The 19,395-nt window shown below is 64.1% G+C and carries 19 protein-coding genes and 1 pseudogene; 9 read left to right on the forward strand and 11 right to left on the reverse strand.

The genetic code is table 11. From position 1 onward, the window contains the following. The first annotated feature begins 20 nt into the window (after positions 1–20). Positions 21–947 carry an N-acetyl-gamma-glutamyl-phosphate reductase gene (gene argC, locus A2G96_RS23135; protein WP_062802561.1) on the forward strand — a complete coding sequence of 309 codons (927 nt, stop codon included), beginning with the start codon at positions 21–23 and terminating at the stop codon, positions 945–947. Between the two features lie 49 nt (positions 948–996). Here argC and A2G96_RS23140 read toward each other — a convergent pair whose 3' ends face one another. Both A2G96_RS23140 and A2G96_RS23145 read right to left on the reverse strand, forming a co-directional pair. Next, positions 997–1,356 carry a hypothetical protein gene (locus A2G96_RS23140; protein WP_062802562.1) on the reverse strand — a complete coding sequence of 120 codons (360 nt, stop codon included), beginning with the start codon at positions 1,354–1,356 and terminating at the stop codon, positions 997–999. Between the two features lie 2 nt (positions 1,357–1,358). After that, complete coding sequence (locus A2G96_RS23145) at positions 1,359–1,739, reverse strand: helix-turn-helix domain-containing protein (RefSeq protein WP_062802563.1); 381 nt, start codon at positions 1,737–1,739, stop codon at positions 1,359–1,361. A gap of 210 nt (positions 1,740–1,949) precedes the next feature. Between A2G96_RS23145 and A2G96_RS32745 the strand changes: the two genes are divergently transcribed. Both A2G96_RS32745 and A2G96_RS33460 read left to right on the forward strand, forming a co-directional pair. Beyond that, a complete protein-coding gene (locus A2G96_RS32745; protein WP_082819075.1) occupies positions 1,950–2,240 on the forward strand; it encodes an excalibur calcium-binding domain-containing protein in 291 nt (96 codons plus the stop codon). Positions 2,241–2,377: 137 nt separating this feature from the next. After that, on the forward strand, positions 2,378–2,557 hold the full coding sequence (locus A2G96_RS33460; protein ID WP_150124236.1) for a hypothetical protein: 180 nt from the start codon (positions 2,378–2,380) through the stop codon (positions 2,555–2,557). 251 nt (positions 2,558–2,808) lie between these two features. Here the strand turns inward: A2G96_RS33460 and gstA are convergent, their stop codons facing one another. Then, positions 2,809–3,417 (reverse strand): glutathione transferase GstA, encoded by a 609-nt coding sequence (gene gstA, locus A2G96_RS23155; protein WP_062802565.1) that lies wholly within the window; start codon positions 3,415–3,417, stop codon positions 2,809–2,811. A gap of 325 nt (positions 3,418–3,742) precedes the next feature. Between gstA and A2G96_RS23160 the strand changes: the two genes are divergently transcribed. Beyond that, positions 3,743–4,960 (forward strand): zinc-dependent alcohol dehydrogenase, encoded by a 1,218-nt coding sequence (locus tag A2G96_RS23160; RefSeq protein ID WP_062802566.1) that lies wholly within the window; start codon positions 3,743–3,745, stop codon positions 4,958–4,960. Between the two features lie 146 nt (positions 4,961–5,106). Here A2G96_RS23160 and A2G96_RS23165 read toward each other — a convergent pair whose 3' ends face one another. The 5 genes from A2G96_RS23165 to A2G96_RS32750 all read right to left on the reverse strand — a co-directional run bounded on the left by A2G96_RS23165 (position 5,107) and on the right by A2G96_RS32750 (position 11,955). Then, positions 5,107–5,469 (reverse strand): copper-binding protein, encoded by a 363-nt coding sequence (locus tag A2G96_RS23165; protein ID WP_062802567.1) that lies wholly within the window; start codon positions 5,467–5,469, stop codon positions 5,107–5,109. Beyond that, on the reverse strand, positions 5,466–8,636 hold the full coding sequence (locus A2G96_RS23170; RefSeq protein WP_062802568.1) for an efflux RND transporter permease subunit: 3,171 nt from the start codon (positions 8,634–8,636) through the stop codon (positions 5,466–5,468). The genes A2G96_RS23165 and A2G96_RS23170 overlap by 4 nt, the downstream gene beginning before the upstream one ends. Beyond that, positions 8,633–10,180 carry an efflux RND transporter periplasmic adaptor subunit gene (locus tag A2G96_RS23175; RefSeq protein WP_062802569.1) on the reverse strand — a complete coding sequence of 516 codons (1,548 nt, stop codon included), beginning with the start codon at positions 10,178–10,180 and terminating at the stop codon, positions 8,633–8,635. The genes A2G96_RS23170 and A2G96_RS23175 overlap by 4 nt, the downstream gene beginning before the upstream one ends. Then, positions 10,177–11,484, reverse strand: a complete 1,308-nt coding sequence (locus A2G96_RS23180) for a TolC family protein (RefSeq protein WP_062802570.1) — start codon at positions 11,482–11,484, stop codon at positions 10,177–10,179. The genes A2G96_RS23175 and A2G96_RS23180 overlap by 4 nt, the downstream gene beginning before the upstream one ends. A gap of 72 nt (positions 11,485–11,556) precedes the next feature. Beyond that, a complete protein-coding gene (locus A2G96_RS32750) occupies positions 11,557–11,955 on the reverse strand; it encodes a copper resistance protein (RefSeq protein ID WP_082819076.1) in 399 nt (132 codons plus the stop codon). Positions 11,956–12,433: 478 nt separating this feature from the next. On the opposite strand from A2G96_RS32750, the pseudogene A2G96_RS23190 reads away from it, so the two are divergent. The 5 genes and pseudogenes from A2G96_RS23190 to A2G96_RS23210 form a co-directional block, all read left to right on the forward strand. Then, positions 12,434–12,649: pseudogene (locus A2G96_RS23190) on the forward strand (copper-transporting ATPase); the annotation flags it as partial. 84 nt (positions 12,650–12,733) lie between these two features. Continuing rightward, complete coding sequence (locus A2G96_RS23195; protein WP_062802573.1) at positions 12,734–13,276, forward strand: c-type cytochrome; 543 nt, start codon at positions 12,734–12,736, stop codon at positions 13,274–13,276. A gap of 106 nt (positions 13,277–13,382) precedes the next feature. Further along, entirely contained in the window at positions 13,383–14,018 is a 636-nt protein-coding gene (locus A2G96_RS23200) for a nitroreductase family protein (protein WP_062802574.1), read from the forward strand. A gap of 62 nt (positions 14,019–14,080) precedes the next feature. Further along, complete coding sequence (locus tag A2G96_RS23205) at positions 14,081–14,626, forward strand: carboxymuconolactone decarboxylase family protein (RefSeq protein ID WP_062802575.1); 546 nt, start codon at positions 14,081–14,083, stop codon at positions 14,624–14,626. A gap of 151 nt (positions 14,627–14,777) precedes the next feature. Then, on the forward strand, positions 14,778–15,746 hold the full coding sequence (locus A2G96_RS23210) for an AraC family transcriptional regulator (protein WP_062802576.1): 969 nt from the start codon (positions 14,778–14,780) through the stop codon (positions 15,744–15,746). A gap of 67 nt (positions 15,747–15,813) precedes the next feature. Here A2G96_RS23210 and A2G96_RS23215 read toward each other — a convergent pair whose 3' ends face one another. The 3 genes from A2G96_RS23215 to A2G96_RS23225 all read right to left on the reverse strand — a co-directional run bounded on the left by A2G96_RS23215 (position 15,814) and on the right by A2G96_RS23225 (position 19,160). Further along, on the reverse strand, positions 15,814–16,746 hold the full coding sequence (locus tag A2G96_RS23215) for an MBL fold metallo-hydrolase (RefSeq protein ID WP_062804102.1): 933 nt from the start codon (positions 16,744–16,746) through the stop codon (positions 15,814–15,816). 254 nt (positions 16,747–17,000) lie between these two features. Then, positions 17,001–18,179, reverse strand: a complete 1,179-nt coding sequence (locus A2G96_RS23220; protein ID WP_062802577.1) for a chromate transporter — start codon at positions 18,177–18,179, stop codon at positions 17,001–17,003. A gap of 18 nt (positions 18,180–18,197) precedes the next feature. After that, a complete protein-coding gene (locus A2G96_RS23225; protein ID WP_062802578.1) occupies positions 18,198–19,160 on the reverse strand; it encodes a chromate resistance protein ChrB domain-containing protein in 963 nt (320 codons plus the stop codon). Positions 19,161–19,395 lie beyond the last annotated feature (235 nt).

The following is a 19,395-nucleotide window of genomic DNA, read 5'->3' on the forward strand; positions in this document are numbered from 1 at the left end:
GTCAGCGGAGTCATCCACCTATGAGCTCTCCCGTAGTTTTCATCGACGGCGACCAAGGCACCACCGGGCTGCAAATCCACGAGCGCCTGCGCCAACGCACCGACATCCGGTTGTTCACACTTCCCGCCGCGGAGCGCAAGGATCCGCGGCGTCGCGCCGAAGCCATCAACGCCTGCGACATCGCCATCCTCTGCCTGCCGGACGCCGCTGCGCGCGAGGCGGTGGGCGCCATCGTCAATCCCGCCGTCCGGGTGATCGACGCCAGCTCCGCGCATCGCACACAGCCGGGCTGGACTTACGGTTTTCCGGAAATGGCGCCGGGGCAGGCCGAGCAGATTGCGAACGCATCCCGGGTCACCAATCCCGGTTGCTATCCGACCGGTGCCGTTGGCCTGCTGCGTCCGCTGGCACAGGCCGGGCTGATACCGGCCGATTACCCGGTCAGCATCCATGCGGTATCCGGCTATTCCGGACGCGGGCGTGCCGGCGTGGAGGAATATGAGGGGCCAGGCGCCGCCAATGCGCCTTCATACCAGGTCTATGGCCTGCAACTCGCGCACAAGCACGCGCCCGAGATCCAGCTGCATGCCGGCCTTGCGCAGCGTCCCATTTTTGTCCCGGCGTACGGGGCGTTCCGCCAGGGCATCGTGCTGACGGTGCCGCTGGCGTTGCGGCAGCTGGCACCTGGGGTCGACGGTGCGACCTTGCACGACTGCCTTGCGCGCCACTATGCCGAGGCAACCCACGTCAAAGTCTTGCCGCTGAACGAATCGGGCGCCCTGACACATCTGGATCCGCAAGCGCTGAACGGTACGAACGATATGCGGTTGGGCGTCTTTCATAACGTCGAAAACGGGCATGTGCTGCTGGCCGCGGTGTTCGATAACCTTGGCAAAGGGGCATCGGGGGCTGCGGTGCAGAACCTGGATTTGATGCTCCGGCGGTGATGGTGGCGGATGGTGCCAGCACGCCTCTCCTGCAAGCCAAGGTGTGGCGCTAGTGGCGTCTGGCGACCGCAGCGTTGATCCGCGCAGCCTCGGCACGCGCGTCGAGTACTCCGATCACCAGGCGAGCCCAGTCATTCCGGGCCAGTTCGATCACGATAGTCTGCAGCTTGCGCGAGGTATAGACGAACTGCCTGTCGCCGCCTTTGACAAAGGTGCCGGCGGCGATCAGGCCAGGAAAGTAGGTGCCCGGAAGGCGCAGGCCTAGCGCCTTGCCATCGAAGCCGCTGTCTTCGGTAGCGCCGCGAACCTGCGCAAGCGGCACGCGAAAGCCGCGGCGCAGCGACCAGATCGATTCCCACGGTGTCAGGTGGACAACGAGTTCGCGGTCGGTTAATTCGAGTCGAGGCATCGCTACTCCTTGTTGGGATCGTGGGTGGGCAGATGATCGAGCAGACGCGCGCCGAGCAATTCGGCAGCGTTCTCTCCATAGGTCTGCAAGGCGTCGCGGCAACGGGCGGCGATCGGTTGATCGACTGGCGCAAGCTCCCGCAAGGCTGTGATCAGAAGGTCGAGCACGGCCGGGTCCCGATACCATTCGCCGACAAGGGCTCGCTCCAGTACCTTTTCGAACAAACCGCGCTTGGAACCGAATGCCTTGTACAGGCTGCCTCGCTGTAACGCCGTTGCCTCCACCAGGTTATCGACCGAGCAGGCGTTGTAGCCAATACGACCGAAAACCTCCGCCGCGCGGGCGATGACAATGTCTTCATCGAAGGTCCTTGGCCTGGCCATGCGACTCCCATTCGCCGGTTATGGAACGATTGTTCAATAACGCAAGTGTGCGGGTTTTTGAACGACCAGTCAACAATGGTCCGAGTGAATGCTATCGATCCGGGCGAAGCGTGCGTGTCGAAGGTCTGGTTATGGCCGTTCTCTGGCACGGACTTCCCCGCAACTGTGGCATCCTTGCGTTTCGAATAAGAAAAGCAGGGTGGGGTCAACATGTACAAGAGCTTGCTTCTCGTCGGAGCTGCCGCAGCGGCTTTTCTCTACTACAAGACGCACGCGCCGCTGAAGAATGCAGTGGCTGACGCCGAGCCACAGCCTGTCGCGGTTTCCGTTGTGGCAACAACGCCGGAACCAGTATTCCGCTGCGAGGGCAAGCAACACTGCAGCCAGATGGCTTCCTGCGCGGAAGCCCGCTTTTACCTGAAGAACTGTCCCGCGGTGAAGATGGATGGCGATGGCGACGGTATTCCATGTGAGACGCCGCCTCTGCAGTGCGCGTTTTGACGCGCTGGCAAGATCCGTCGAGCGGGGGTAAAGGCCGGCTGGCGCATCCCTATCCAAGTGAGCCCTTCTATGGAGGGGTGCTTCCAGCTTGCCTGACCGCTTAGCATCGCGCAAAACAATATGCGTACGAGGGTCATGTGAAAGCGATGCTGGGGCTGGTGTTCCTTTTTGCAGTTGCCGTCTTGCTTCTGGCGATGCTGAAGTCGGCAGTGGCCAGCAAAATTCATCCAGGGATTTTCGGCACAGGTCTCCGTTCTTGCGAGACGCAAAGACTGCACAACAGGACTGTATCAATTGGCGTCGACACCATGACCTAATAACCCGGCAGCCGCAACTCGCGCAGAATTTGGCTCTCATAGGCTGGCCAGTCCCTCGCAGAGTTCTCAATCGCGAACTTGGCAGACGGTAGCTGGCGAAACAAAGCGTCGGTGATTCGGCGGTAATCGCGATATAGGAGAATAAGCCCGGCCAATCCCTTGTAACCCCCGCGCACGCAGTAACGGGCCGCGAGCTTCCAGTTCACCTGATATTCATCATGACGACGGCGAGGCAGTGCCGCGCCGCCAAATCACCCAATGCCCTCGTCCTCCAACGCCCGCCTCACCGCCGGCCGCTCACCAACCCTCTGCCGATACTTTTGCAGCGCAGGCCACCGCTCAAGCGACAACTTGAAATGATCCGGCCATCTCAAGATTGTGAACAGGTAGGCATCCGCGACACTGAACTCCCCCATCAGGTAATCCTTGTCCGCGAGCTGCGGGGCGATCCAGTCGAACCGCTGTGACAACCGCGTCCACGTCGCCTCTTTCTGCTCCTGCGCCGTGCCGGGTTTCCAGAACGGCCCAAAGCCCTTGTGCAGTTCCGACGAAATGAAGTTCAGCCATTCCTGCAAGCGATAGCGCTCGAGCGTATTGCATGCCGGGGCAAGTCCTTTTTCCGGGACCTGGTCGGCGATGTACTGGACCACCACGGCCGCCTCGGTCAGCCGGTCGCCTTTGTCGAGCTCCAGTGTCGGCACATAGCCCTTGGCATTGATGGTCTTGTAGTCGGCGCCGCTCTCGGTCTTGTGCGGCTCGGCGCGCAGGTCGACGCGCTCGGTGGAGAAGGGAAGGCCGGTCTCGATGAGGGCGATATGTGCCGCCAGGGAACATGCGCCGGGAGCGTAGTAGAGCTTCATGATGGGTGCCTCCTTGGGAATGTGCGCCAGCGTGAGGACGTCAGCTGGGATTTAGCAATCGACATGCCCAAACCATTTCTCTCCGCCTGCTTGCCGAAGCCAGACGCACGCATTCACAACGGCGCAGCGTGCCCTCGGCTCGAGCCGCCGGCCCCTGCGGGCGCCGGAATGGATTGCAAGGCGCGTAGCAGAAATTGCCAGGCGGGCGCTCCCGACCCCCGTTTCGCGGGCCGCAGCATGACGTAGCCCTTGGGAATGTTCCTTGCAGCATCGGTACTCCGACTGACCTCGCCGGAGGTGGCTCCGGCTTCATGTGGAGGACACCATGAAAGCGGTTGTATTTCACGGCATCGGTGACATCCGGCTGGATGATGTGCCGGAACCGGTGATCGAGCAGGACACCGACGCCATCGTGCGCCTGACCGCCAGTGCCATTTGCGGCACCGACCTGCATTTCGTGCGCGGCACCATGGAAGGGCTGGCGCCGGGCACGGTGCTGGGCCACGAGGGGGTGGGCGTGGTCGAGGCCCTCGGCGACGGCGTGCGCAATCTCAGCGTGGGCGACCGGGTCGTGATCCCGTCCACTATTGCCTGCGGCTATTGCTCGTACTGCCGCGCCGGCTACTACGCCCAGTGCGACAACGCCAACCCGCACGGCAAGCAGGCCGGCACCGCCTTCTATGGCGGGCCGGAGCAGACCGGACCGTTCCAGGGGCTGCAGGCCGAGAAGGCGCGGGTGCCGTTTGCCCACGTCAACCTGGTCAAGCTACCGGACAATATCAGCGACGAGCAGGCGATCATGCTCTCCGACATCTTCCCGACCGGCTATTTCGGCGCTGACCTCGCCAGCATCCATCCCGGTCATACGGTGGCGGTGTTCGGCTGCGGCCCGGTGGGGCAGTTCGTGATCGCGTCGGCCAAGCTGATGGGCGCTGGCCGCATCTTTGCCGTGGATGCGGTGGCGGACCGGCTCGACATGGCGCGTGCGCAGGGCGCCGAGGTAGTGAACTTTGATGCCGAAGACCCGGTGCAGACCATCGTGGAGCTGACCGGCGGCATCGGCGTCGACCGGGCCATCGACGCGGTCGGCGTCGATGCCATGCACGCGCACCACGGTCCGGCGGCGCAGGATCCGTCGATTCCGGAAAGCGAGCAGGCGGCCGCCCGCCTGGCGCCGCACGCCCATCCCACGGAGCAGGGCAACTGGGTCCCGGGCGACGCGCCGGCGCAGGCGCTGGACTGGGCCATCCGCGCGCTGGCCAAGGCCGGCACGCTGTCGATCATCGGCGTGTATCCACCCACCGACCGCAGCTTCCCGATCGGCGCGGCAATGAACAAGAACCTGACGGTGCGCATGGGCAACTGCAACCACCGCGCCTATATCCCGCGGCTGGTCGAGCTGGTGCGCACCGGTGCGGTCGACCCGGCCGCGATCCTGACGCGGCGCGAGCCGATGACCTCGGCGATCGAGGCTTATCAGGCGTTTGACCAGCGCCAGCCTGGCTGGATCAAGGTCGAACTGCAGCCGGGGTCGGTGCACTAACGCTGTCCAGCTTACCTACGTCATTCCCGCGCAGGCGGGAATCCAGCGTCTTTCACGTCCCCCTTCGGGGAGGAAGTCACTGGGTTCCCGCCTGCGGGAACGACGCGAGAGTTTGATGCCTTAGCTGAACGACATTGCGAAGGCGCCTATTTGCGCTGCATCTCGATGACAGTCGGCTTGCCATCGACCTTGTCGAACGTGACCGAAACCGAGTCGCCTTCCTTGAAGTTCTTCAGCGAAGCACGGTCCTTGACCGGGAACGCCATGGTCATGGCGGACATGCCGAGGTTCTCGATCGGGCCGTGCTTAAGCGTCACCTTGCCGGCCGACGCATCGATCTTCCTGATTTCGGCTGGCACAGGCTGGGAGGCCCGCTTTGACGCGACGGGTGCCTTGCTGTCCATGCCGTGCATGCTGTGGCCGTCCGTGGATCCCGCTGCGAATGCAGTGGAGGCGGTGGAGGCAGCGACGATGGCGAGTGCGAGTGCGAGAGTCTTGCGGGGTTTCATTGCGATTCTTCCTGAAGTGAAGGGTGGGTAGGGACTGGGGGAATGCGGGTCTGCCGTCGGCGCATCAGCCAATACACCGCCGGCACGACAAACAGGGACAGCAACGGGGCAGTCACCATGCCGCCGACCATCGGCGCGGCAATGCGCTGCATCACTTCCGAGCCCGTGCCATGCGACCACATGATGGGGATCAGGCCGCCGAGGATGACCGCGACCGTCATGGCCTTGGGGCGCACGCGCTGCACCGCCCCTTCCTGGACCGCGTCGAGCAGCGCCGACTGACTGGTCTCGCCACGGTTTTCTCGTTCGCTCCAGGCTTGTTTCAGATAGAGCAGCATGATGACACCGAACTCCGCCGCCACGCCGGCCAGCGCAATGAAGCCGACCACGCCTGCCACGGACAGGTTGTAGCCCAGCAGATAGAGCAGCCAGAAGCCGCCGATCAGCGAAAGTGGCAGCGTGCCCATAATCAGCAGCGCCTCATCGAAGCGGCCGAAAATCATATAGAGCAACACGAAGATGATCAGCAGCGTGATCGGCACCACCAGCTTGAGCCTGGCCGTTGCCCGCTCCAGGTACTCGAACTGCCCCGACCAGCTCAGCGAATACCCCGCGGGCATCGGCACCGCCTTGGCCACCGCGGTCTGCATGTCGCGCACGGCTGAACGAAGGTCCCGTCCGCGAATATCGACATAGATCCAGCCGGACAGGCGTGCATTCTCGCTGCGCAACATCGGCGGGCCTTGCACGACCCCGACGCGTGCCACGTCCGCAAGCGTGATCTGCAGTCCCTTGTCGGTGACGATCGGCAGGGCACGCAATTGCTCGATGGAATCACGATAGTCGCGCGGATAGCGGACATTGATCGGAAAGCGCGCCAGCCCGTCAACCACTTCCCCGACATTCTCGCCCCCGATCGCGGATGACACGATACTCTGCACGTCGTCGATGTTGAGGCCGTACCGGCCAGCGGCGCCACGGTCGATATCCACATCGATATAGCGGCCGCCGGTTAGGCGTTCGGCCAGCGCCGACGTAACCCCCGGTACCGTCCTGACCGCCTCTTCTATCCTTGTGGCGAGCCTGTCGATCTCTTTCAGGTCCGTGCCGGCCACCTTGATGCCGACCGGGCTCTTGATGCCGGTGGCAAGCATGTCGATGCGGTTGCGTATCGGTGGCACCCAGACGTTCGACAAGCCAGGCACCCTGACCACGCGATCGAGTTCCTCCACCAGCTTGTCGGTCGTCATGCCCGCGCGCCACTGGTCCCGCGGCTTGAACTGGATGGTGGTCTCGAACATCTCGATGGGCGCCGGGTCGGTGGCGGTATCGGCGCGACCTGCCTTGCCGAATACTGTCGCAACCTCTGGGACAGTCTTGATCAGCCGGTCGGTCTGCTGCAATAGCTGCGCCGCCTTGCCGGCGGAGAGGCCGGGCAGTGCCGACGGCATGTACAGCAGGTCTCCCTCATCCAGTGGCGGCATGAACTCCCCGCCGATGCGCATGATGGGCCAGGCGGTTGCCGCCAGCAGCAGTACCGCGATCGCAATGGTGGTCTTGGGGTAGAAGAGCACCCTGGCCAGCAACGGCTGGTAGCCGCGGATCAGCCACCGGCTGAGTGGATTGGCCTGTTCCGAAGGAATCCTGCCGCGAATCATGTAGCCCATCAGCACGGGCACCAGCGTGACCGACAGGCCGGCCGCAGCCGCCATGGAATAGGTCTTGGTAAACGCCAGCGGCGAGAACAGCCGCCCCTCCTGCGCCTCCAGCGTGAACACGGGAATGAACGAGAGCGTGATGATCAGCAGCGAGAAGAACAGCGCCGGCCCGACCTCCACCGCGGATTCGCCGGTGACGCGCCAACGCTGCTGCGTGGACAGTTCCCCGCCGGGATTGTCGGCATGCCAGCGTTCCAGGTGCTTGTGGGTATTCTCGATCATCACCACCGCCGCATCGACCATTGCGCCGACGGCGATGGCGATACCGCCAAGCGACATGATGTTGGCGTTCACGCCCTGGTAGCGCATCACCAGGAACGCCGCCAGCACGCCGAGCGGCAGCGAGACAATGGCCACCAGCGCGGAGCGCAGGTGAAACAGGAACACCAGGCACACCAGCGCCACCACGATGAATTCCTCGATAAGCTTGCGCGTCAGGTTATCCACCGCACGCTCGATCAGCGCCGAGCGATCGTAGGTCGTCACCACTTCCACGCCCTTGGGCAGGCTCGTTTGCAAGGAGGCGAGCCTGGCCTTGACCGCGTCGATGGTCTCCAGCGCGTTCTTGCCGGAGCGCATCACGATGACGCCGCCCGCGACTTCACCCTGGCCGTCGAGTTCCGCGATGCCGCGCCGCATTTCCGGGCCGAGCTGAATGGTGGCGACGTCGCCCAGCCGTACCGGGATGCCGGCCTCGCTGGTGAGCAGCGGAATCTCGCGGAAGTCATCGAGTGTCTTCAGGTAGCCGCTGGCGCGCACCATGTATTCGGCTTCGCCCAGCTCCAGCACGGATCCGCCGGTCTCCTGGTTCGCCCCCTTGAGCGCCGCCAGCACCTTGCCCTGCGACAGGTTATAGGCACGCAGCCGGTCCGGCATCAGGACAATCTGGTACTGCCTGACCATGCCGCCCAGCGACGCGACTTCGGCCACATTGGGCAGCGACTTGAGCTCGAAGCGCAGGAACCAGTCCTGCAACGCGCGCAACTGGCCGAGGTCGTGCTGGCCGGTCTTGTCGACCAGGGCGTACTCGTAGATCCAGCCTACGCCGGTCGCGTCCGGGCCAAGTGCGGGCCGGGCGGCGGCGGGCAGCCGGGATTGCACCTGGTTCAGGTATTCCAGCACGCGCGAGCGCGCCCAGTAGAGATCGGTGCCATCCTCGAACAACACATAGACATAGGAGCCGCCGAAGAACGAATAGCCGCGCACGGTCCTGGCGCCAGGCACGGACAGCATCGTCGTGGTCAACGGATAGGTGACCTGGTTTTCGACGATCTGCGGGGCCTGGCCGGGATACGGCGTGCGGATGATCACCTGCACGTCGGACAGGTCCGGCAGCGCGTCGAGCGGCGTGCTGCGCGCGGCCCACAAGCCCCACGCGGTCAGCGTGACCGTGGCCAGCAGCACCAGGAAGCGGTTGCGGATCGAAGCCAGGATCAGACGCGCGATCATGGCCTGGCTCCCGGGGCAGAAGCTGCGCGTTCGACCGATGACAGCGTCGCCGCGCCGTCGCGGTCCAGCCGAAAGCGGAAGCGGATACGGTCGCCGGGCTTGAATCCTTGCGGCATGCCGGAAGCGGGTGCGGCAAAGTCCATGGTCATGGCGCCCCAGCTGGCCGACGGGATCGGCTCGTGGGAAATCGTCATGCTGTCCGCGCTGACCGCCTCCACGCGTCCGCTGCCTTCGTGCTCCGGGCCTGCGGCGGCCGCGGCTGCCGGCGCGGCTGGTGCCGCCGCCATGCGCTGCGTGGCACCGCGCAGGCTGGCTTCGGAATCGATCAGGAACTGGCCGGAGACTACGACCTTCTGTCCGGCCTTGAGGCCTTCGGTCACTTCGGTCTGTCCGCCCGAGGTGGCGCCGGTCCTGACCTCGACAGGGCTGAACCCACCGGGGGCGGTTTCCACCATGACGATCGTGCGCGTGCCGGTGTGGATCAGCGACTCGGTCGGGACCAGCAGCCGGTCCTGGCCAGGCGCGGCATCGAAGCGGACGGTCACGAACATGCCCGGCAACAACTGCCGGCCCGTGTTCTGCAGTTCGATCCTCACCCTGACAGTACGGGTGCCGAGGTTGATGTCCGGCAGGATCGCGTCGACCTTGCCGGTCAGCGTCTGTCCCGGCAGCGCGGCGGCGACCGCCGACACCGCCTGTCCCGGGCGTAGCCGTGAAACATGGGTCTCCGGTACTTCGGCCAGCACCCATACCGTCGCCAGGCTGGCAAGGCGAAACAGCGTGGTGCCGGGAGAGACCGTCATGCCGTCGCGCGCGCCGACCTCGGTGACGATCCCGTCCACCGGACTGGTGACGGCAAGCCGCGGCTGCAGTCTGCCGGTGTCCTGGACCAGGCGGATGTGTTGCCCGGTCATGCCGGCCTGCCGCATGCGGGCGATCGCGGCCTCGCGCAAATCGCCCTGCAGGGTTGCGCCCATGCGGACCACCGCCAGATATTCCTCTTGCGCGGTGACCCATTCCGGCGAGTAGATCTGCGCCAGTGGCTGGCCTTTGCGCACCGGATCCAGCGTCGTCCTGGCAGACGCGTGCTCGACGAAGCCGGTGGTACGGGCCTGCAGCACTTCGATGCCGCGCTCGTTGATCGCGACATTGCCCGGGACTTCGAGGGCGGAGGCCAGCCGGCCCGTCTTGACCTCTGCCGTGCGAACGCCAAGGTTCTGCGCCACGCGGCTGTCAATTGTCACGGTCGCGCCGCCACCGGCTTCCTCGTACACGGGCGACAACGGCATATCCATGAAGGGCGACTTGCCGGGCTTGTCGAAGCGCTGGCCCGGCACCATCGGATCATGCCAGTAGAGGATGCGCTTGCCCGTGCCCGGATCGATATCGCCGGCCTTCAGGTTCGCCCCGCCGGCGGTGCGGGCCGGCGTGTCGGTCGCAGCAATCTGCCGGCGTCCCTGTTGATGGCCGAGATAATAGGCACCGCCTGCGCTCGCCAGCACGAGCAGGACCACCAGGGTCCGTGCCATCGTGGTCTGCTTCATGGTTGGGCTCCTTGCGGCGGCATGGCTTGCGCGGCGGTCGGCAACGGCATCAGGAACGTGAGCTCGGCCCAGAGCCTGGCGGTCGCTGCCTCCAGCCTGAGCCGCTCGAGCGACAGCTCGAGCGCCTTGCGGCTGGCCTGCGCCACGGCGGCCAGGCTGCCGGCGCCAGTGCGGTAGGCGCTCAGGGCCGCCTCGGTTTGTGCCTGCGCCAGTGGCAAGGTGGTATGGCGATAGCGATCCAGGCGCGCCTGGCTCAGCTGCAGTTCGGCCTGCTTGCCGCGCAGCTGTCCGACCAGGCCACGGCGTACCGATTCGGCTTGCGCCCGCGCGGCATCGGCCTGCGCCAGCCTGGCGGACAGTTCACGGTCCTGGCGGTTGCCCTGGTCCCAGGGCACCGGCAGCGAGACGTTCAGCGACACCATGTTCGAGTAGGCGGGGCCGCGCTGGCTGTACATCAGCTCGACGCTGACATCCGGCACCTTGTTCTCGCGCGCGACGCGGCTCTCGGCCTCGGCCACGCCGGCTTGCGCCTGCGCGGCGACGACATCGGGCAATTGCGTGGCCATGCCCGCATCCAGGGTATCGAGCCAGGCCGGAGCATCGAGCGCGGGGCGCTCGGCCAGCGGCAACGCTGCCGCCTCGCCGACCCAGCGGTGCAGCATCGCCCGGGACGAGGCAACCGCGGCGCGGGCTTCGTCTTCGCGATCCTGCAGTTGCTGCGATTCGATCCGGGCGGCCAGGATCTCGGCGCGTGAGCCGCGGTTGCCACGATAAACAGCCTGTGCCGCATCGATCAACAGCCTGACGGATTGCGCCTGTTCGGCAAGCAGCGCGTGCGCGCGTTCTGCATACCAGCGATCCAGCCACGCCGTGGCGGTGCCGCGTTGCACGTTGGCCAGCGCCACCATACGTTGCGCCTCGGCCGACGACGCCTCGGCCTCGAAGCGCTCGGCGCGGGCCTGCCGCTTCGCCGTGCGTGTGAATTCCTGCATGAGGCTGATCGACCTCATGGTCATCGAATCGGTGCCCAGCGAGAACCGGTCCGTGCCATTCGCCGGGACGTTGTTGACGCCAACCTTCAGGACCGGATCCGGCATCTGCCTGCCAGCCACTGCCATCTCGATGGCCGACTGGACTGCCGAGCGCGAGGTCTCGGCATCGGCCGAGCGCGCCGCGGCGAGTGCGAGCGCTTCCTGCAGGGAAAGGGCTGGCGCGGACTCCGCCCATGCCGGACGGATCACGGCAAGCAGCGTCAGCGCGAGCGCCAGCCGGCGCCCGCACTTGGTGGATAAGTGCAAATGCATAAAGCCTCCGCAAAGCAACGACCGCCCTGGAGCCGATGGCTCAGGGCAAGACAACAGGCGTTGCGGCGGAGGCTACGTTCGGAAACAGCAGTGAAGGATGGGGAGGGGGCGAGGCGGGGCCCGGGAAATCGCATCGCGGGGAGCGGCTATGCGATGCGCGAGTACCGGTATCGGCGCGGGCACCACGACATTGACCAGCACCGGATGGAAGGCGGGAACCTGCGGCGTGGCATGGTCGGCCGACTTCGAGCCGAGCTGGCAGTGCTCCTGGCATAGCCCGTCATGTACGCCTGGCCCGGCGTGTTCCATTGCCATGTCGGGGCAGGCTTCGGTCATGCCCGCCATCTCGTCCGTCGCGCTCAGCGAATACCGGCTGCCCTCGCAGGCATACGCCGCCGCTGCCAGTTGCACTGTCAGGAAAGCGCTAAGCAGGAAGGCGGCAAGCCAGAGCCGACGGAAAGTAGTACGCACTTGAGATACCTGGGTTGCCGGAATGGTAGCAGCGTTTGACGGCTGGCGGCATAGGCCGGTTGAAGGAGCTTGTCGTCCGTCGGTCCCATCATTGCCGCGAGGCCCTTGGCGCCGTCGACGATAGCGAAGACCCGACTGACAACGCTCGGCGCACCTTACCGGGATGTAATGGTTGCGTAACGTCTTGGTGAGGGACGGCCCCGTACGCTCGACCGGAACGGCCGCTGGTTTTCGCCCTGGTCGCCCTTGACCTTACTACCATGGGAAGGTCTAGGCTGAAATGCCGTTCAGACAAGGCATCAACCACTACTGTCATTCCCGCGAAGGCGGGACAATGCGCGGATGCGCATTGGACGTCTGAAGGACGGCCCGCAGGGTGAGCGGCAGCGAGCAATCCAGCGTCTTTCACGTCCCCTTCGGGGTGAAGTCACTGGGTTCCCGCCTTCGCGGGAACGACGGTGGATAACTGAACGGCACCCGCGCCCGGCAACTCTCCCACGCGACCATTCGGAACATGAAGCAGAATCTCGGTTTCGCGTTCATTTACAACGCCCCCGGTGTGCCGCTGGCGGCCGGCGTGCTGTATCCCACGACCGGCCTGTTGTTGTCGCCGATGATCGCGGCGCTGGCGATGAGCCTGAGCTCGACCTCGGTTATCGCCAATGCGCTGCGTCTCAGGAACGCTGCTGCGTAAGGCGGATGCGGGTGGATACGGGGCGACCCTAGTTATTTGTCAGGAGTCAGGTGTAGTGATAAAGCTTATTGGTGCAGGCGCGACATGAACAAATCAGGCAAGCCACGCTGGCGGATCGTGGCGCTGCTTGTGCTCGGTGGGGTGATTGCCACCGCCGTTGCACTGCAGACCAGGCGGTACCTCGATACGCCATCCAATGCCAGCAAGACAGGCGATATGCGGCAGCTGCGCATCGATGCCACCGACGCGGCCAGCGTCGCGCAGGGTCGCAAGATCTACGCACAGCAATGCGCCGCATGCCATGGCGCTAACCTGGAGGGCCAGCCCAACTGGCGCGAGCGGCTACCGAACGGCCGGATGCCGGCGCCCCCGCATGATGCGTCCGGCCATACCTGGCATCATCCTGACGGCGTGCTGTTTGCGATTACCAAGAATGGGCTGGTAGCCGGGGTGACGGCTCCGGAGGGGTATGTCAGCGATATGCCGGCCTTCGGGCAATCGCTGTCCGATGAGGACATCGTTGCCGTGCTGGCCTATATCAAAAGTACCTGGCCTCAGAAAATGGCTGCGGCGCAGCGAGAGGTTACCGAAGCGCATGCCGTGCGGAAGCAGGGCGCTGCGCAGTAGTTGTAGACTTGATCCTTTTGGGCATATTTTCGAGTAAATTGAGTCTCGAAATGAGCATTGGCTACACCTAAAGTGGAGGCTCCCAACCACCTGATGAGAGCCCTCCATGACCAAGGAAATCAGCCGGACCAATGCAGTCATCGAATGTATCTTGAGCCGTAGCGCGGCCAAATACTACGATCCCGCCGCCGCCTTGAGCGACGACGAAATTCGCGCGCTGGTACGAATCGGCACCAGCGCGCCGACATCCTTCCACATGCAGAACTGGCGCTTCATCGCCGTACGTTCCGCCGAGGCCAAGGCACGGCTCAGCCCGATCGCCTGGAACCAGGCCCCGATCACCGAAGCCGCCGTGACTTTCATCGTCTGTGGTCAGTTGGCCGATTCGAGCGTAATACCGGATCGCCTGGCGCCCCTGGTGGAGGCGGGCATCATGCCGGCGGAAATGGTGCCGGAATGGGAAATTCCCGCACGCAACCTGTACATGGATTACCCGCAGCGCCAGCGGGACGAGGCCGTACGCAGCGGCACCTTTGGCGCGGCGGCGATGATCTACGCCGCGCGCTCGCTAGGCCTGGGTTCGACGCCGATGATTGGCTTCGATGCTGAAGCAGTGCACCGCGAGTTTGGACTGGCCACGAACGAAGTGCCGGTCATGCTGTTGTCCGTAGGCGCAGAGCGCACCGGGAACTGGCCGCAGAAGCCCCGCTTGCCGGTGGCCGATGTGTTGGACCTGCTATAAGCGGTCCGCCGCCGCACATGGATTTTCCCAAACAGTAAAGCCAGTACCTTACAGAGACTACGATGCCAAGAACTGATGCCCTGAAGCCGGAGCAAGTGCCGGCCGAATCGAAACCGACCCTCGATGCGTTCACCAGGAACATAGGATTCACCCCGAACATGATGGCGACCTTCGCCCAAAGTCCGATCGCGTTTAACGCATGGGCCACCCTGCTGGGCTCCCTGAGCAAGGCGCTCGACGTGAAGACGCGTGACAGCATCGGCCTCGCCGTCTCCGAAGTGAACGGCTGCAATTACTGCCTGACGGTTCACAGCTTTACCGCCGAGCATATGGCCAGGCTGGCGGCCGATGACATCATTCTGGCCCGGCGGGGCCATGCCACCGACCCGAAGCGCGATGCGGCGGTCCAGTTTGCGCGCAAAGTCATCGAGACCCGCGGCAACGTCACTGACGCCGATTTCAACGCCGTCCGCGATGCTGGCTACACGGATGCGAACATCATGGAAATCGTCGCGCTGGTTGCCATGTTTTCCCTGACAAACTTCATCAATAACGTGTTTGATCCCGAGAAGGATTTTCCTGCCGTTGCGCCGGCCGGCTCGGTCTGACGCGATCCGCTCGCATCGATTTGTCTCCGGTCGATGCGAGCACCATCCCAAGCCCGGAGGTACCCGGGAAAGATTCCCGGGATACCGAAGAGCGAGAGACCGCTGTGCAATTGCCATAAGATGCTTGATCGTTCCAGGTTCCCGAGATCCAATGTCCCAAGTTGACTGGCTGAGCCAACTGCTGCAAATGATCACCGTCACCGGGCGGCTGGAGGTCCGTTGCGTCTATGGTGCGCCATGGCGGGTGGCCTGGCCTCAATCCGCGGCGCACGAGATTCCGTACCACGTCGTACTCAAGGGCCGGGCGATGGTCGAGAATCCGCAGACGCAGACGACGCTGGAACTGGCGGCAGGAGATATCGTGCTATTGCCTCACGGGTCGGCCCACGTACTGCACGATGGCAGTGGACGGCAGCCGGGGCGTACCCACAATCGCCACGGTGCTGCAGGATGGATGCTCAGCCAGAATGATGGCCCGGGCGAGCAGCTGGACCTGTTATGCGGGCGATTTCTCATCGAGCCGCCGCATGATCGGCTGATTCGCAGTTATCTGCCCACGAACCTGGTGGTACGTGCGATGGACGACCATCGCGAAGAGGCCATGTCATCCGCTTCGCATTACCTGGCCGGCCTGCTGGAACTGATGCGCATGGAGTCCACCGGCGACAAACTGGGCGGATGCGCCATGCTTAACGCGCTCACTTCAGCGCTGTTCACGTTGGTACTGCGCGCCGCCAGCGAATCCGCGCAGGCCCCCGCAGGGTTGTTGGCGCTTGTCGGCCATCCACGGCTGGCGCCCGCCATTTCGGCCATGTTCGCCGATCCGGCGCGGCCCTGGACTTTGCCGGAGCTGGCCGACTTGTGCAGCATGTCGCGCGCCACCTTCATGCGGCACTTCCAGGACAAGCTCGGACGTTCGGCCATCGAATTGCTGACCGATATCAGGATGAGCCTGGCCGCCAACACGCTGAAGAAACCGGCGATGACCACAGAGGCCGTGGCGGATTCGGTCGGGTATCGGTCCGTGGCTGCGTTCCGGCGAGCGTTCACGGAAACGATGGGAATGACACCGGGGCAATGGCGCCGTCTGGCTCGCGAAACGGGTAACGCCTCTGCATGATTGCCGGGTTTGAAGAACAAAAGGCCCGTCGCCGGTGCGACGGGCCTTTTTCTTCCGCGACCGTCAATCAGTAATCCCATTGCACCGGCACGAACCGGAAGCTTTCTCCATGCTTCGCAACATGCCCGATCGACGGGAACGCGACATGCGCCGCGGCCATCAGGGAACCGGTTGCCGCGGCCTCGTTGAGCAGCGCGATACGCACGTCCGTGGCGCCTTCAGGGTCGTGCTCGAAGCCATTCTGCCAGGCGGGCCGCTCGAAGCCGACTTCGAAGATCGCGTCGCCAACGAAAGTCAGTTTCTCGCCGTTCGATGCCACGTCCACGACGCAGTGCCCCGGCGTGTGCCCGCCCGTCACGCGCGCCGAAACGCCCGCTGCGATTTCCACGGTCTGGTCGAACTGGACGATGCTCTCGCTGTAGACCTGGGCAAACTTTGCCGCCGCCTTGCGGAGCGCGGGAGGCACCGCTTCCGGCATTACCGTCTTGCTGAAGTCCGGATTTTTCCAGAACTCCACTTCCGCGGCCGCTACGTGAATGCGCACGTCCGGGCGCAGCCTGGCCTTGACGCCATCGACGTTCAGGCCGCCGACGTGGTCCATATGCATATGCGTGATCACGATATCGGTGATCGCGGCCAGGTCGATACCCGCCGATTCCAGGCGCATCACCGACCGGCCGGCGCGCGTGAAATACTCGAAGCCGTCGCCGACGCCCGAGTCGATCAGGATCAGGCGTTCGCCACTGCGCACCAGTGCGATATTCAGCGCCCAGTCGAAGGTGTCGCGTTGCAGGAAGCGGCCATCGCACCATGCGTTGCGGTCGGCCTGGCTTACGTTGGTGGACATGGTCGAGGTCGGCAGCGGCAGGATGCCATCGCTGATCAGCACGACATCGATGTCGCCCACGCGCACGGCATAGCGGGAGGGCACGAGTTCGCCGGCACCATCCTTGCCAAGGTTGGCGGTAACCGGCTGCACATTGCGGGTTGTTTCGCTCATCATCGGGGAGTCCTGTCAATGGGTGGGAAAACCGCACTCGGCGGCAGGCATGTTCCGCTGCGTGGCGCCGACATCCTTCTCCGACCATCGCGCGTTCCGTGCGACCATCGTTGCAACCGATTCTAGGCAGGGGGAGCGATTGCCAGTAGCGTCGCGATGGCCTTCAGTATGTTGAGCGAAGGGCAACAATTGGCGCGGTGCGGGCGATGAGCGGGGAGTGACAGGGTTTGCAGCCAGGCTGCCTTGTTAGGGGCTCAGTGGTGCAGCATTGGATAAACGGCCAGGCCGATCACTGCGGCACCGCTGATGATGACCGGCTCAGGCAGCTTCTTGAACTTCAGCAATAGTGCGACCGTGACCAGCGCCAGCAGCAGGGTGGGACCATCGACGATCGAACGCTTGGCCAGCACGATCACGGCCCCGGTAATCGCGCCGATCGCCGCCGCAGTGACGCCGTCGACAAAGGCGAGGATGGCGGGAAGCTTGCCGTATTTCTTGAAGTATGGGGCGGGCAGTATCGTGAACAGGTAGCACGGCAGGAAGGTGGCCAATGCCGCCACACAGGCCCCGGGCAGTCCGGCTACCAGATAGCCGATGAATCCCACCGTGATGACCACGGGGCCGGGAGTGATCATGGCCACGGCCACCGCATCGACGAATTGCTTTTCGTTGAGCCAGTGGTATTCCGTTACCACGCCGCCGTAGAGAAACGGCACGATCGCAAGGCCCGAGCCGAATACAAAGGCGCCCGCCTTGGCAAAGAACACGCCGAGCTGTGACAGCAGCGGCCAGTCGAGCGTGCTGAACAACCCGCTTGCCGCCGGCATCTGCGTGGCTGCCAGCGCATTCGCGCCGCTTTGGCGCAGCCACTTCGGGGGTGCGCGCCAGAACCAGACCACTACGCCGGCGGCGAGAAACAGCCAGGCGATCTCGGATTCCGTGATGACGGTCACGGCAGCCAGCGTCAGGTAGATTGCCCACAACAGCTTGTCGCGGCCAACGCTCTTGGTGGTCAGCTTATAGGCGCTGATGGCAATGATGCCGATGACGGCGGCGCCCACCCCATAGAACACTGACTGCATCCAGGTCAGTCCGCCAAAACGGACATAAGCCCAGCCCAATCCCAGCACCATGAGAAAGGACGGCAGCACGAATGCCAGGCCGACCAGCGTTGCGCCCCGGATGCGGTAATGCACGTAGCCGAGATAAATGGCCAGTTGCGCGGCCAGCGGGCCTGGTGCCAGTTGCGCCAGCGCCAGGCCTTCCTTGTAGTCGCCATCGGTGATCCAGCCGCGCCGCTCCACCAGGTCGCGGTGCATATAGCCGGCCAGTGCTACGGGGCCGCCGAAGCCCAGGGTCCCCAACCGAAGGAAATAGGCCACCATCTGCCAGAGCGTATAGGTGGGACGATCAGTGCCTTGCTGTGGTGCCATGGTTTTGGAAGGATCGATTCAGGGTCTTTTGTTGGCTGAAAAATGCGCATAGAGCGAATCCAGCACCGAGCTGATTTCCGCGAGCAATGCGTCGTCATCCTCCAGCCGCGCTCGCGCGCCGGCCAGCACGGCTTCGAAACCGCTGGCTTCCGGCACCGAGATACCACCTATGTCCAGTGCATGAACGATTCTGGCTAGTCGGCTGAGTCCCCGGTCAGCCTCGAGTCCAAAGCTAGCCAGCAGCACTTCAAAGGAAACGCGATCGCCCACATGCGTAAAGGTCGCCCCGTCGAAGTCGAAGCCCAGTGCATCGTCCGGGCAATCGGCGGGGCTTTCCAGCCAGAGGAACCGTGCATGCGGATCGATGAAGCGCCGGATCAGCCAGGCGCTGGCCACGCGATCCGCCCACAGGTGGCGGCGCGTGGCCCACCGCCGTCCCTGATATTGCGCGGCATCGCGGCGCGGGATCGTACGTGTGAGCGGCTGCGGCTCGCCTGGCGACTGAATGGCCTCGATGGCCCGGCTGAAGTCATTCCATTTCGCTTCCGCGCGGCGCGACGCCTGATTGGGAAAAAAGTCGATCCGGCGGATCGCTTCATAGGCGCGCTCATGGCGGCGCAGCAGTCGATTCAGTTCGGCGCCGTTCTGGTCGGAAAGCGCCTCAAGTGCTTCGGTCAGCGCGGCCTGCAGTTCTTCATAGTCAGCGCTGCGGTCGAATAAGGCGCGGAACGCGATCTCTTCGTCCGGAGTTCCGGCACTGACTTGCAGCAGCCAGGCTTGGCCGTTTTCCTGCCGGGTTTCGTCAGCCAGCTGGCGCAACTGGCCCACCTGCTCCACGCCCGCGGGCAAAAGATAGGCACCGTCACGCAGCGCGGCGCAACCCATATTCTTAACCGCACGCCAGATACGCATGCGCGCGGTCGCGCCGGACGTAGGAAGCGTGACGATCAGCAGTGCCCAGGATGGAGTGGTTGCGGTCATGGGCGGATGTTAGAAGCCCATAACGGGTATTTCAATGTTGTAGAGGTCTCTACAAAAAAAGCCTTTCCGGTCACATCGGATATTGGCCGAGTGCTTGCCACAAGACTGGTGCGGAGAAACGGGGCCAGCATCCAAGCCGGAACGACCTGCCCAATCTGTTCAATCCGTTTTCACCACCAGATAGCAGATGGGGACCGGCTCGGCCGTCCATCAGCTACGCGCTGGTCGAGCGCTA

This window comes from Cupriavidus nantongensis, from assembly GCF_001598055.1.
Taxonomy (GTDB): domain Bacteria; phylum Pseudomonadota; class Gammaproteobacteria; order Burkholderiales; family Burkholderiaceae; genus Cupriavidus; species Cupriavidus nantongensis.

Bases quoted from the DNA above. Each gene is read 5' to 3' on its own strand.
- A2G96_RS23165 (WP_062802567.1), bottom strand. From the start codon at position 5,469: ATGAAACCCCGCAAGACTCTCGCACTCGCACTCGCCATCGTCGCTGCC.
- A2G96_RS23160 (WP_062802566.1), top strand. From the start codon at position 3,743: ATGAAAGCGGTTGTATTTCACGGCATCGGTGACATCCGGCTGGATGAT.
- A2G96_RS23145 (WP_062802563.1), bottom strand. From the start codon at position 1,739: ATGGCCAGGCCAAGGACCTTCGATGAAGACATTGTCATCGCCCGCGCG.
- argC (WP_062802561.1), top strand. From the start codon at position 21: ATGAGCTCTCCCGTAGTTTTCATCGACGGCGACCAAGGCACCACCGGG.
- A2G96_RS23170 (WP_062802568.1), bottom strand. From the start codon at position 8,636: ATGATCGCGCGTCTGATCCTGGCTTCGATCCGCAACCGCTTCCTGGTG.
- A2G96_RS23175 (WP_062802569.1), bottom strand. From the start codon at position 10,180: ATGAAGCAGACCACGATGGCACGGACCCTGGTGGTCCTGCTCGTGCTG.
- A2G96_RS23210 (WP_062802576.1), top strand. From the start codon at position 14,778: ATGTCCCAAGTTGACTGGCTGAGCCAACTGCTGCAAATGATCACCGTC.
- A2G96_RS23220 (WP_062802577.1), bottom strand. From the start codon at position 18,179: ATGGCACCACAGCAAGGCACTGATCGTCCCACCTATACGCTCTGGCAG.
- A2G96_RS23205 (WP_062802575.1), top strand. From the start codon at position 14,081: ATGCCAAGAACTGATGCCCTGAAGCCGGAGCAAGTGCCGGCCGAATCG.
- A2G96_RS23200 (WP_062802574.1), top strand. From the start codon at position 13,383: ATGACCAAGGAAATCAGCCGGACCAATGCAGTCATCGAATGTATCTTG.
- A2G96_RS23140 (WP_062802562.1), bottom strand. From the start codon at position 1,356: ATGCCTCGACTCGAATTAACCGACCGCGAACTCGTTGTCCACCTGACA.
- A2G96_RS23215 (WP_062804102.1), bottom strand. From the start codon at position 16,746: ATGAGCGAAACAACCCGCAATGTGCAGCCGGTTACCGCCAACCTTGGC.
- A2G96_RS23195 (WP_062802573.1), top strand. From the start codon at position 12,734: ATGAACAAATCAGGCAAGCCACGCTGGCGGATCGTGGCGCTGCTTGTG.
- A2G96_RS23225 (WP_062802578.1), bottom strand. From the start codon at position 19,160: ATGACCGCAACCACTCCATCCTGGGCACTGCTGATCGTCACGCTTCCT.
- A2G96_RS32745 (WP_082819075.1), top strand. From the start codon at position 1,950: ATGTACAAGAGCTTGCTTCTCGTCGGAGCTGCCGCAGCGGCTTTTCTC.
- gstA (WP_062802565.1), bottom strand. From the start codon at position 3,417: ATGAAGCTCTACTACGCTCCCGGCGCATGTTCCCTGGCGGCACATATC.
- A2G96_RS23180 (WP_062802570.1), bottom strand. From the start codon at position 11,484: ATGCATTTGCACTTATCCACCAAGTGCGGGCGCCGGCTGGCGCTCGCG.